Genomic DNA, 12,262 nt, shown 5'->3' with positions numbered 1-12,262 from the left:
GACTTGTAGCAGCTGGCGCAGCCTGCGTCCGGCTGCTACAAGGTAGCGGCGTATTAAGGGAGGACGGTCCACAACGCAAAACCGGCGTACCAGAGCACCGCCGCGCGAAGCAACAGTTCCCAGATCCGGTCGAGGCTGTTGATGCCGTCAGGTCCGACCACCGGCGCTGGAATTTCACCGGCCACCAGCCCGACCTTCTCGATCAATTGGGCAGCGCTGATGTTCCAGTTCAGCAGCTCGTGCACCATCACCCGGCCGACGGCAACAAAGTTACCGACCAGCGCAAAACTTGCCGCCAGCAGACGCACCGGCACCCAGTCGAACGCATGACGCAGTTGTGCGGCGCGCTCGACCACGGCCGGGTTCTGCCCGTGTTCTTCGGCCAGGGCCAGCAGTCGATAGCTCAGGGCAGCGACCGGACCCAACAGGAAGTACCAGAAAATCACCGCAAAAAAGCTCTGATAAGCCTCCCATAGCAGATGTCCTTCGACCCGTTCCAGCAATTGTTCACCACTATCGGCGCAGATACCCAGGTCGCGGTCCGCTACATGAGCGGCAGCTTGCAGGTCTTCCCGGCGCCAGGCATCGCGAAACGGCCCAAGACCGGCCAGCAGATCGCCGCGGCCCAAACTGTAAATCACCACCAGCAGGTGCACCGGCAACGCCAGGAGACCGTAAGCCACCGGGTCCAGCACCAGCAGCAGCAAACCCAGCAGTGCTACGGGTAACAACACCAGTATCAGCAAAATCAGCCAAGGACTTTTCGCCAGACGCGGACTGACCTCAAGCTTGTTCAGCTCGCGGACCCAACCGCCATCACGCTGAACCCGATGACGCAGGGCCGAGAACTTCTCGATCCAGACCGCCAACAGCAACACCAGAAAACTCATTGTTGTTCCTCTTTTGCCAGGGCCGCGCGATAGCGTGCCCAGTCGAACGCGGGCCCCGGATCGGTTTTACGCCCGGGTGCAATGTCGCTATGCCCGCAGATGCGCTGTGCGGTGATGGCCGTGAAGGCGCATTGCAGCTGCCGGGTCAGGGTCGTCAATGTTTGATACTGAGCGTCGGTGAACGGCAGATCATCCGTGCCTTCAAGTTCGATGCCCACAGAAAAATCGTTACAAGTTTCCCGCCCTTCGAAACTCGAGACGCCAGCATGCCAGGCACGCTCAAGACAAGAGACAAACTGAGTGACTGTGCCGTCACGTTCGATCAGAAAGTGCGCAGACACACGCAGGTCGGCGATCCCTTCAAAGTAGGGATGCTCCGTGACATCCAGACGATTCTGGAAAAATTCCTGCACCTTGCCGGTGGCGAATTGCGCTGGCGGCAAACTGATGTTGTGGATCACCAGCAGGGAAATTTCGCCCGAGGGGCGCGCATTGAAGTTGGGCGAGGGGCATAAATGCACACCCTGACACCAACCGCTCGCGGGGTCCAACTGCATACAGGTTCCTTCAACGACGACTGTGATGGCGCCCAGTATGCCGTGATAGACCCTCGGGGCGCGATCACTTGCCGCGATTGAGGCGCCGCAGGTTACCGATCACCGACTCCAGCGCCCGGTCGAACAGCAACGTGTCGTCCAGCGCTCGCACCGCGCCACGATGGAATTCCAGCGCCAGACCGATGCGGCTACGCTCCAGCACTTTCATTCCGGTGCGGTTGACGAAAATGTACTTGCCGGTGGCTTCAATGATCGCCGCCAGCTTGCAGCGAAGGGTGTTTTCCTCGTCTTCCTGAAACTCGACCCAGCACCCCAACCGCAGCTGATCGACCTGAAGCAGACCGGCATCGTTCTCCGGCTCACGCACTGACGCCGTATCGACCGGCCCTTCGTCGGCGGTTCGCAGGAAGACTTCCTGCAGCACTTCGACCACTACCGGCGTATCGACAGACTGTTCAAGCTTTGGCCCTGGACGTTCGAACAGATGAACGTGCAAGGCTTCCAGCTCACTGAAAAACTCGCTGGTGGCGAACGGATCGAATGCCGAACTGCTCAGCCCATCACGCAACGACTTGAGCAACCCAGGCACCAGCGCCAACAAGCGCAGGCTCGCATCGGGCTGGGCATGTTGCTGCACGCTCCAGATCAATTGCTCCATGGTCTGCACATCGGCGTGCCACGCGGCTGACTGATCGCCGTGCTTGAGGCACGTCAGCAGCAACACTTTGCTCCAGGCTTCCTGGACAAACACCACCACCCGTTGCGGCAATACTTTGCCCAACAGGGCCTGATTCAGCACCTGTTCGACGCACTGGCGGGCCAGTTCAGTCCTGGCGCGGCCCTCTTCGGCGTCACGGGTTCGTTGCTCCAGCAGTTCACTGCGACGGCGCTCGTCGCTGGTGAAGGCGAGAAAATCCGCCAGCAATTCGGAAAAGACCGCCGGGTCATCGACAAAATCGTTCAGCAACCGTTGCACCACTTGCTCGATACGCAGATACAGGCTGTCGCGCTCATGGTCATCGCACTCGCCCCAGCCCATGGCTGCGGTCGCGATTTCGTTGAGCAGGCGCCGGGCCGGGTGACTGCTGCGGCTGAAGAAGCTTTTGTCGAGCACCGCCACTTTCAGCATCGGGATCTGCAAACGGCCGATCAGCGCCTTGAGCGAATCCGGCAGGTTGCGGTCATCGAGGATACATTCGAAGAGCATCGCGATCAGGTTGATCACGTCTTCGTCAGCCACCCCGACCACGCGTGACTTGCCACTTTTGACGCTGACCCGGGTCAGCAGTTGTTCGAGCTGGTTTCGCAGATCGAAGTCGTCCTGGGCTGCCGGTGCCGGCACGTATTGCTGCAAGTGCGAGAGCAGGCGCAGCAGGTCGCGGGTGGAAATCGGCTGTGTCTGGGCACTGGCTTCAAGCGTCGGCGCGACACTGCCACGCACGTGAAACAGCAATACCTGCAACGCGGCGAAGACTTCCTGCACGCTGTCGTCGATCGGCGGGCCACCGACGCGGGTGTTGGCCGGCGCGGATTCAACACCGACGCTGGCAGCCGCACAATCCGTGGCCCGACGCGCAGGGGCAGGTTTGAGGTCGGGCAGAACACCGGTGGCCATCAGCAACTGATTGGCTTCGGCGTAGAACTGATTGGCATCTTTGAGCACGTAGCGTTCGAACAGTTTGAGGATGATCAGCTTGACCTTGATCTCCACCCCCAGGTTGCGCCCAGCCTGCAAAAAGTACTCGCAGAGCATCGCCGGCCCCATCGGATTGTGCTGATCAAGCAGCTCCCTGCCCAGCAGTGCGCTGAGCCGGGCAGTCAGTTGGTCCAGGGCGAAGCCGTCGCGGTTCAGCACTTTGCTGACCATCGCCTCCACTGCCACGCTGCGCTCCCTGTCATCATTGGACAGCGCCGTCGCGGCGTCGAAGGCCAGCGCCTGGGATAAGGCAGACTGAGTGGTGTCGTACTGTGTGAGGCGAACAAAAGCCTCGACGAATTGCTCGAGAAAGCCGCGTTCGATGTTTTTGCGCTTGAGGCGCAAGTCGCGCATGGCTTCGAAAAAGAGACTCTGATCGACGTCATTGCGGGCCCGGTCGGCCATTTCAAACAGCGTGTCGTCGGCGTTATCGAACAGTTCCTGCAATCCATGCCTGAGCTGTTGTGCGGCTTTGTCGCGAACCTGAAGCAGAATCACAGGCAGGCGGGCGAGCGGCGAGTGAGTCGCCTGGTCGGTAGCAACCTTGTGCAAAGGCACTACATTCCCGTCGTTGTGCATTCAGGCCTCCTGAAATGGTGAGTCTTCGAATGGTCGTCAATTCAAATCCACGTCAAAGCCATGACGTCAAAAGCAAGGCGGATTATCTTGCAAAAGATGTCTCCTGTACCAGCAGACTCTGCGTTTCCCATTGAAATAGACGCTTATGGGAGGCGTTGACTTAGTGCCGATTGCTCAGGCGAATCGACCAAATGCAGGTTTCACAGCGATGGGAACGCGTCTGATGCCTTGGGTTGCCCGGCGCCATGGCCCTATAATCGGGCCACTTTGTTTGTGGAGTCCGTTATGCCGAATCTACGTCTCGCCGATTTGACCGCCGAAATCGAAGCCAACGTGCGCCGTGCGTTGCTCGAAGACATCGGCAGCGGCGACATCACCGCACAGCTGATCCCGGCCGAACGCCTGGCCAAAGCCACCATCATTACCCGCGACGCTGCCGTCATCTGCGGCACAGCTTGGGTTGAAGCAGTGTTTCGGCAGCTGGACCCACGTGTTGCGGTGCACTGGCAGGTGCGTGATGGTGAGCGGGTGAAACCCAATCAGGCGCTATTCCACCTCGAAGGCCCGGCACGCTCGCTGCTGACGGGCGAACGCAGTGCACTGAACTTCCTGCAATTGCTTTCTGGCGTGGCCACACGCGCGCAGTACTTGGCGGATTACGTTGCCGAGACTCAGGTGAAGTTGCTCGACACCCGTAAAACCCTGCCGGGGCTGCGTCTCGCGCAGAAGTACGCCGTGACCTGCGGCGGTTGCCACAACCACCGCATCGGTCTGTACGACGCGTTCCTGATCAAGGAAAACCATATTGCTGCCTGCGGCGGCATCCCGGAAGCCATCAACGCCGCGCACAAGATTGCCCCGGGCAAACCGGTGGAGATCGAAGTGGAAAGCCTGGAGGAGCTGAAGGAAGCCTTGGCGGCCGGCGCAGACATCATCATGCTCGACGAGTTGAGCCTGGATGACATGCGCGAAGCCGTGCGTCTGAACGCAGGCAAGGCGAAACTGGAGGCCAGCGGCGGTATCAACGAAAGTACGCTGCTACCGATCGCCGAAACCGGTGTGGATTACATCTCGATTGGTGCAATGACCAAGGATGTAAAGGCTGTCGATCTGTCGATGCGCCTGAGCCTTTGATAACGCCTGTGTGAATGAAAAACGCCAGCCTCGTGAGGCTGGCGTTTTTATCAGAGCACCAGATTATTCATCTCGCAGTACTCTTCCCACTCGACGCCCAACACCTCGGCAGCCTCCTTGTGCAGAACAAGGCGCGCAGCCTCGAACTCTTCAGGGGTTGAGGTGTACTTGAGCGTCAGTTCCCACGGCTGCAAGCCCTGAGATTCCGCCTCATCCTCGAACGCCCACTGGATCTGGTCTTTCTGATCGTCGGCGGACAAGTCCTTGATCTCTTCAGTGAACTGGGGCGAATCCAGCAAGTACTTTTTCAGCGCTTCTTCGTGTCTGGCTTCTTGGGTCAATTCTTTAACGGTCATGGCGTTCTCTTTGATCTGGGGAATGGAAGATGGATCTGGATCATCAAGGATCTCTCTGACGCAAAAAAGCCGTTTGAAGCCCGGTTTATCTGGCCTTCAGAACCATTCGGGATCATCTGAAAACAACGTGTCGCTGGTGCCCGAGACAGGAGTCGAACCTGCGACCTTCGCGTTACGAGTGCGCTGCTCTACCAACTGAGCTACACGGGCAGTGGGCTAAACCTAGCACTGACTTTGGGGTCAGGCAACTTCATGACTCGTCTCATTTTTTTGCAGGCAAAAAAATACCCCGCAGCTTTCACTGCAGGGCATTTTTTATAACGTTGAAGCGGTCAGGCGTGGGGGGTGATTAAACGCCCGAAGCCTTGGCTGCTGCTACGTCTTTGATGGACAGCTTGATACGGCCGCGGTTGTCCACGTCCAGTACCAGCACTTCCACTTCCTGGCCTTCTTTCAGGATGTCGGTCACTTTCTCAACGCGAGCGTCGCTCAACATCGAGATGTGAACCAGACCGTCCTTGCCCGGCAGGATGTTGACGAATGCGCCGAAGTCGACGATGCGCTCAACCTTACCGACATAGATCTTGCCGATTTCAGCTTCTGCGGTGATGCCCAGAACGCGCTGACGTGCCGCTTCAGCCGCTTCCTTGGTTTCGCCGAAGATCTTGATCGAGCCGTCGTCTTCGATATCAATCGAAGCCTTGGTCTCTTCGCAGATCGCACGAATGGTCGCGCCGCCTTTACCGATGACATCACGGATTTTGTCGGTGTCGATTTTCATCGCGATCATGGTCGGAGCGTTTTCCGACAGCTCGGTACGGGACTGAGCAATGATCTGGTTCATCTGACCGAGGATGTTCTGGCGCGCTTCCAGGGCTTGGCCCAGAGCGATTTCCATGATCTCTTCGGTGATGCCTTTGATCTTGATGTCCATCTGCAGCGCGGTCACACCTTTGGCGGTACCGGCTACTTTGAAGTCCATGTCGCCCAGGTGGTCTTCGTCACCCAGGATGTCGGTCAGGATGGCGAATTTCTCGCCTTCTTTAACCAGACCCATGGCGATACCGGCAACCGGTGCCTTCATCGGAACGCCGGCATCCATCAGCGCCAGGGAAGCGCCGCAGACCGAAGCCATGGAGCTCGAACCGTTGGACTCGGTGATTTCCGACACAACACGGATGGTGTACGGGAACACGTCGGCAGCAGGCAGCATGGCCTGAATCGAACGACGGGCCAGACGGCCGTGACCGATTTCGCGACGACCAGCGCCACCCATGCGACCACACTCACCTACCGAGAACGGAGGGAAGTTGTAGTGCAGCATGAACGGGTCTTTTTTCTCGCCTTCCAGGGTGTCCAGCAGTTGTGCGTCACGGGCGGTGCCCAGAGTTGCAACAACCAGAGCCTGGGTTTCGCCACGGGTGAACAGTGCCGAACCGTGGGTCTTAGGCAGAACACCGACTTCGATGTTCAAAGGACGCACGGTCTTGGTGTCGCGACCGTCGATACGTGGCTTGCCGTTAACGATGTTTTCGCGAACGGTGCGGTATTCGATTTCACCGAAAGCAGCTTTGACTTCGCTGGACGAAGGCTGACCTTCTTCGCCGGACAGTTTGGCAACAACCTGGTCCTTCAGCTCACCCAGGCGAGCGTAACGGTCGGCCTTGATGGTGATGGTGTAAGCCTGGGAGATCGCGTCGCCGAACTCGGCACGGATAGCGCCCAGCAGAGCGGTAGCTTCTGGTTGTGGAGCCCAGGCCCAGGTTGGCTTGGCAGCTTCGGCAGCCAGTTCTTTAACAGCGTTGATCACAACCTGGAATTCGTCTTGAGCAAACAGTACCGCGCCCAGCATCTGGTCTTCGGTCAGCTCTTTGGCTTCCGATTCAACCATCAGAACGGCATCCGAAGTACCGGCAACGACCATGTCCAGGCTCGAAGCTTTCTGTTGTTCGTAAGTCGGGTTCAGCAGGTAACCGGTGCTTTCGTGGAACGCAACGCGGGCAGCGCCGATCGGGCCATCAAAAGGAATGCCGGAGATGGCCAGGGCAGCCGAGGTACCGATCATCGCAGCGATGTCCGGATCGGTCTTCTTGCTGGTGGAAACGACGGTGCAGACAACCTGCACTTCGTTCATGAAGCCTTCTGGGAACAGCGGACGGATCGGGCGGTCGATCAGTCGGGAAGTCAGGGTTTCTTTCTCGGAAGGACGGCCTTCACGCTTGAAGAAACCGCCAGGGATCTTACCGGCAGCGTAAGTCTTTTCCTGGTAGTGAACGGACAGAGGGAAGAAGCCCTTGCCCGGATCGGCTTGCTTGGCGCCGACCACAGTCACCAATACGCTGACGTCGTCGTCAACGGTGACCAATACTGCGCCGGAGGCCTGACGGGCGATACGGCCAGTCTCGAGGGTAACGGTCGACTGACCGAACTGGAATTTTTTGATTACCGGGTTCACGGTGTCCTACCTTCTTTTGTGGCTCTTGGGGAACTTGTCTTCTTGCGAAATTCTTGGGCAATGTCGGGAGTCGACCCAACGCCTGTCCAGGGTAAAACGTGTATCCAGATAAAACTTGAGGCTGGGAGCCTGCCATGCGCCAGCGGGAAACCCACTGACGCACGACGGACAACCAACCTCTAGCGCAATCGCTTATTAGCGACGCAGACCCAGGCGACCGATCAGAGCGCTGTAACGGCTCACGTCCTTGCCTTTCAGGTAGTCCAGCAGCTTACGACGCTGGTTTACCATGCGGATCAGACCACGACGGGAGTGGTGATCTTTACCGTTGATCTTGAAGTGACCTTGCAGTTTGTTGATGTTGTGGGTCAGCAGTGCAACTTGCACTTCTGGCGAACCAGTGTCACCAACAGCTTGCTGGTAGTCAGCTACGATTTGAGCTTTTTCTTGAACGTCGAGAGCCATGAGGCAATCCTTTTATCAGGAAACTGTTTCAAGGAAACAGCTTCAACAGGCCAGGGACAAATCCCTGTATCTATAAAATGAGGAAGTGACCGTGCCTGTTAACAGCCACCCTCGTTCGGTCATTCTGACCGAATCAGTCGACGCGGCGCGATACGCCCGTCCTCGCTCACTTCACCGATACCGATGAAGCGACCGTTGTGATCCTGTACCCGTACCATGCCGAACTTCGGTGCATCCGGGGCCCGTACCGGTTGGCCGTTAAGCCAGTAGAACGAGCTGTGCTCCGAGAACTGCAACAGCGGCCAATCCAGCAGACCGCTGTCCGATGGCATCAGGAAGCGGTCGACCGCTTCGTTGCCGCCTTCGGCGTGTACGGCTTCCAACTCTTCAAGCGTAACCGTCTGAGCCAGCGTGAAAGGCCCGGCCTGGGTACGTCGCAATTCAGCCACGTAAGCGCCACAACCGAGTTGCTCACCGATATCTTCCACCAAAGTGCGGATATAGGTGCCTTTGCTGCAATCCACCGCGAGCCGCGCAGTATCACCCTCAAAGGCCAGCAATTCCAAGCGCGCAATAGTAACAGAACGCGGTTCGCGCTCCACTACTTCGCCTGCACGGGCCAGCTTGTACAGCGGCTGGCCATCACGCTTGAGCGCCGAGTACATCGGCGGTATCTGACTGATTTGCCCACGAAAACCCGGCAGCACAGCTTCGACATCGACGCGACCAACGGTCACCGGGCGTTCCTGTAAAACTTCACCTTCGGCATCGGCCGTGGTGGTGGTCTTGCCCAGTTGCGCCAGGGTTTCATAAGCCTTGTCGGAATCGAGCAGGTATTGCGAGAACTTGGTGGCCTCACCGAAGCACAACGGCAGCACGCCGGTGGCCAGCGGATCAAGACTGCCGGTATGACCGGCCTTCTCGGCATTCAGCAACCAGCGAACCTTCTGCAATGCCGCGTTGGAGGTGAACCCCAGCGGCTTGTCGAGCAGGATGATGCCGCTGACGTTACGACGGATACGTTTGACCTGAGCCACCGATTACTCCTTGGCGTCTTCGGGTTCAGCCGCTACCGGGTGCTGATTGTCTTCAGCCACCGCACGCTCGATCAGGGCCGACAGGTGCGCGCCACGCACGACGCTTTCGTCGTAGTGGAAGTGCAACTGTGGAACGCTGCGCAACTTCATTTCGCGAGCCAACTGCATACGCAGGAAGCCGGCGGCGGAGTTGAGCACCTTGATGCTTTGCGCGATGTCTTCGGCGTTGTCCTGCCCCATCACGGTGATGAAGATCTTGGCGTGACCGACGTCACGACTGACTTCAACAGCGGTAATGGTGACCAGGCCTACGCGCGGGTCTTTGACTTCACGACGGATCAGCTGTGCCAGCTCACGCTGCATCTGATCGCCGATACGTTGGGTACGGCTGTATTCTTTTGCCATGTCTTGTTACCTGTTACTGCCACACGGTGAAACCCGTGGGGTCTGAAAGCGGCAAACGCCCGGCCTGACAAAAGCCAGACCGGGCGTTGCGTTTAGAGTCCGACTGATGCGCCGCGCAGTTGCACGCGGCCGGCCATCACGGCTCTTGAAGTGCGCGAGTTAGAGGCTGCGAGCAACCTGGACCTTCTCGAAGACTTCGATCTTGTCGCCGACTTTGACGTCGTTGTAGCTCTTCACGCCGATACCGCATTCCATGCCGGCACGTACTTCGGAAGCGTCATCCTTGAAGCGGCGTAGGGATTCCAGCTCGCCTTCGAAGATAACGATGTCTTCACGCAGGACACGGATTGGACGGTTACGGTGAACAACACCTTCGATAACCATGCAACCGGCGATCGCGCCAAACTTCGGCGAACGGAACACGTCACGCACTTCAGCGGTACCCAGGATGTTCTCGCGAACATCGCTGCCCAACATACCGGTAAGGGCTTTCTTGACGTCTTCGATGATGTCGTAGATCACGTTGTAGTAACGCATATCCAGACCTTCCTGCTCGACGATCTTGCGAGCGCCAGCATCGGCACGCACGTTGAAGCCAAACAGTACAGCGCTGGAGGCCAGTGCCAGGTTAGCGTCGGACTCGGTGATACCACCGACACCGCCACCGACAACACGCACTTGCACTTCGTCGTTACCCAGGCCGTTCAAGGCACCGTTCAACGCTTCAAGCGAGCCACGGACGTCGGACTTGAGGACGATGTTGAGCGTCTTCTTCTCTTCCTGACCCATGTTCTCGAAGATGTTTTCAAGCTTGCCGGCGTGAGCACGGGCCAGTTTGACTTCGCGGTACTTGCCTTGACGGAACAGAGCCACTTCACGGGCTTTCTTCTCGTCACCAATAACGCTCATCTCGTCGCCAGCGTCCGGGGTACCGTCCAGGCCGAGGATCTCGACAGGGATGGAAGGACCGGCTTCCTTGATTGGCTTGCCGTTCTCGTCGAGCATGGCGCGAACGCGGCCATAGTTCGAACCGACCAGCACCATGTCGCCTTGGCGCAGAGTACCGTCTTGAACCAGAACGGTAGCAACCGGGCCACGACCTTTGTCGAGACGCGATTCAACCACGACGCCACGGCCAGGAGCCGAAGGCGTCGCTTTCAGTTCCAGAACTTCAGCCTGCAGCAGAACAGCTTCGAGTAACTCGTCCACGCCAGTACCGACTTTCGCCGAAACCGATACGAACGGGGTGTCGCCGCCCCACTCTTCCGACGTCACGCCGTGAACCGACAGTTCGCTACGGATGCGATCGAGATCAGCGCCCGGCTTGTCGATTTTGTTCACTGCAACAACCAGCGGAACACCGGCAGCCTTGGCGTGCTGGACCGCTTCAATGGTCTGCGGCATTACGCCGTCGTCCGCTGCAACGACCAGGATCACGATGTCAGTCGCCTTGGCACCACGGGCACGCATTGCGGTAAACGCGGCGTGACCCGGGGTATCGAGGAAAGTGACCATGCCGCGATCAGTTTCAACGTGGTACGCACCGATGTGCTGGGTGATACCGCCGGCTTCGCCTGCAGCTACCTTGGCACGACGGATGTAGTCGAGCAGCGAGGTCTTACCGTGGTCAACGTGGCCCATTACGGTCACAACCGGTGCACGGGAGAACGATTCACCTTCAAACTTCAGGGACTCGGCCAGGGAATCTTCCAGGGCTGTGTCGCTGACCAGGGTCACTTTGTGGCCCAATTCCTCGGCCACAAGCTGGGCAGTTTCCTGATCCAATACCTGGTTGATGGTCGCTGGAGTACCCAGTTTGAACATGAACTTGATGATTTCAGCAGCCTTGACCGACATCTGCTGGGCAAGATCGCCAACAGTGATGGTCTCGCCGATCTTCACTTCGCGCACTACAGGGCCGGTTGGGCTCTGGAAACCGTGAGCGTTGCGTTTCTTCAGCTTGGCCTTGCCGCGACCACCACGACGGAAGCCATCGCTTTCTTCGTCGGTAGTACGTGGAGCAACGCGTGGAGCAGGCGCCTTTTCCTTGACCGAAGCACGATGCGGAGCGTTTTTGCGCTCACCATCACCACTGCCACGACGATTGTTATCGTCGGCACGTGGTTTGTCCGGACGGCGCTGTTCATTTTGCTTGCGAGCGTCGGCAGACGGTGCTGGTGCAGCGGCCACAACCGGTGCGCTTTGGCGTACTGGCTCGGCAACTGCAGCAGGTGCTGCAACGGCGTCGTTAGTAGCAGTTTGCGCAGCAGAAGGCTGGCGACGTGCTTCTTCTTCGGCGCGACGCTTGGCTTCTTCTTCAGCCTTCTGACGTCCAGCATTGTCTACTGCGCGACGTTCTTCCAGTTCGCGTTTGCGCTCGGCTTCGATTTCTTCCGGGCTGCGCTGTACGAAGACTTTCTTCTTGCGTACTTCAACGCTGATGCTTTTGCTGCCAGCAACACGCAGGGTGCTGGTGGTTTTGCGCTGCAGTGTAATCTTGCGCGGTTCTTCCACTTTCGCCTTGTGGCTGCTCTTCAAGTGAGTCAGCAAAGACTGCTTCTCACTATCGCTCACACCCTCATCGGCGGCGGTGTGCGGCAGACCTGCCTCACGCATCTGCTGCAACAGGCGCTCTACCGGTGTTTTGACCTCATCGGCCAGTTGTTTCACCGTGACTTGCGTCATGCA

At 58.3% G+C, this 12,262-nt stretch carries 10 protein-coding genes and 1 tRNA gene; 1 reads left to right on the top strand and 10 read right to left on the bottom strand.

Going from position 1 to position 12,262, the window contains the following annotated elements; all coding sequences use genetic code 11:
- Window positions 1-53: 53 nt before the first annotated feature.
- The 3 genes from ampE to ACYZTU_RS05065 all read right to left on the bottom strand — a co-directional run bounded on the left by ampE (window position 54) and on the right by ACYZTU_RS05065 (window position 3,722).
- Window positions 54-890, bottom strand: a complete 837-nt coding sequence (ampE, locus tag ACYZTU_RS05075) for a regulatory signaling modulator protein AmpE (protein WP_449643175.1) — start codon at window positions 888-890, stop codon at window positions 54-56.
- A complete protein-coding gene (gene ampD, locus ACYZTU_RS05070) occupies window positions 887-1,447 on the bottom strand; it encodes a 1,6-anhydro-N-acetylmuramyl-L-alanine amidase AmpD (RefSeq protein WP_461968475.1) in 561 nt (186 codons plus the stop codon). Before ampD ends, ampE begins: the two co-directional genes overlap by 4 nt.
- Before the next feature lie 64 nt (window positions 1,448-1,511).
- Window positions 1,512-3,722, bottom strand: coding sequence for a DUF1631 domain-containing protein (locus tag ACYZTU_RS05065; protein WP_461968473.1), 2,211 nt, complete (start codon window positions 3,720-3,722; stop codon window positions 1,512-1,514).
- 285 nt (window positions 3,723-4,007) lie between these two features.
- On the opposite strand from ACYZTU_RS05065, the gene nadC reads away from it, so the two are divergent.
- Window positions 4,008-4,856: a carboxylating nicotinate-nucleotide diphosphorylase gene (gene nadC / locus ACYZTU_RS05060; protein ID WP_282374996.1), complete on the top strand. Its 849-nt coding sequence runs from the start codon at window positions 4,008-4,010 to the stop codon at window positions 4,854-4,856.
- A 50-nt stretch (window positions 4,857-4,906) separates the two neighbouring features.
- On the opposite strand, the gene ACYZTU_RS05055 is transcribed toward nadC, so the two are convergent.
- The 7 genes from ACYZTU_RS05055 to infB all read right to left on the bottom strand — a co-directional run bounded on the left by ACYZTU_RS05055 (window position 4,907) and on the right by infB (window position 12,259).
- Entirely contained in the window at window positions 4,907-5,212 is a 306-nt protein-coding gene (locus ACYZTU_RS05055; protein ID WP_461968471.1) for a DUF6388 family protein, read from the bottom strand.
- Window positions 5,213-5,346: 134 nt separating this feature from the next.
- Window positions 5,347-5,422: transfer RNA gene (locus tag ACYZTU_RS05050), tRNA-Thr, on the bottom strand.
- A 139-nt stretch (window positions 5,423-5,561) separates the two neighbouring features.
- A complete protein-coding gene (pnp, locus tag ACYZTU_RS05045) occupies window positions 5,562-7,667 on the bottom strand; it encodes a polyribonucleotide nucleotidyltransferase (protein ID WP_461968469.1) in 2,106 nt (701 codons plus the stop codon).
- Between the two features lie 195 nt (window positions 7,668-7,862).
- Window positions 7,863-8,132, bottom strand: coding sequence for a 30S ribosomal protein S15 (gene rpsO, locus ACYZTU_RS05040; RefSeq protein WP_282374990.1), 270 nt, complete (start codon window positions 8,130-8,132; stop codon window positions 7,863-7,865).
- Window positions 8,133-8,251: 119 nt separating this feature from the next.
- Window positions 8,252-9,169, bottom strand: coding sequence for a tRNA pseudouridine(55) synthase TruB (truB, locus tag ACYZTU_RS05035; RefSeq protein ID WP_461968467.1), 918 nt, complete (start codon window positions 9,167-9,169; stop codon window positions 8,252-8,254).
- Between the two features lie 3 nt (window positions 9,170-9,172).
- Complete coding sequence (gene rbfA / locus ACYZTU_RS05030) at window positions 9,173-9,574, bottom strand: 30S ribosome-binding factor RbfA (protein WP_007942872.1); 402 nt, start codon at window positions 9,572-9,574, stop codon at window positions 9,173-9,175.
- A 159-nt stretch (window positions 9,575-9,733) separates the two neighbouring features.
- The gene (infB, locus tag ACYZTU_RS05025) at window positions 9,734-12,259 is read right to left on the bottom strand and encodes a translation initiation factor IF-2 (RefSeq protein ID WP_461968465.1); all 2,526 of its coding nucleotides are present in this window, start codon (window positions 12,257-12,259) and stop codon (window positions 9,734-9,736) included.
- Window positions 12,260-12,262: the final 3 nt, after the last annotated feature.

It is taken from the genome of Pseudomonas sp. HLT2-19-2, assembly GCF_054898005.1.
This window is presented reverse-complemented; position numbering and strand designations above follow the sequence as displayed.

What these genes read in the sequence shown, in the direction of transcription:
- ACYZTU_RS05065 (WP_461968473.1), bottom strand. Translation starts at nt 3,722, where the DNA reads ATGCACAACGACGGGAATGTAGTGCCTTTGCACAAGGTTGCTACCGAC.
- nadC (WP_282374996.1), top strand. Translation starts at nt 4,008, where the DNA reads ATGCCGAATCTACGTCTCGCCGATTTGACCGCCGAAATCGAAGCCAAC.
- ACYZTU_RS05055 (WP_461968471.1), bottom strand. Translation starts at nt 5,212, where the DNA reads ATGACCGTTAAAGAATTGACCCAAGAAGCCAGACACGAAGAAGCGCTG.
- ampE (WP_449643175.1), bottom strand. Translation starts at nt 890, where the DNA reads ATGAGTTTTCTGGTGTTGCTGTTGGCGGTCTGGATCGAGAAGTTCTCG.
- rpsO (WP_282374990.1), bottom strand. Translation starts at nt 8,132, where the DNA reads ATGGCTCTCGACGTTCAAGAAAAAGCTCAAATCGTAGCTGACTACCAG.
- ampD (WP_461968475.1), bottom strand. Translation starts at nt 1,447, where the DNA reads ATGCAGTTGGACCCCGCGAGCGGTTGGTGTCAGGGTGTGCATTTATGC.
- infB (WP_461968465.1), bottom strand. Translation starts at nt 12,259, where the DNA reads ATGACGCAAGTCACGGTGAAACAACTGGCCGATGAGGTCAAAACACCG.
- rbfA (WP_007942872.1), bottom strand. Translation starts at nt 9,574, where the DNA reads ATGGCAAAAGAATACAGCCGTACCCAACGTATCGGCGATCAGATGCAG.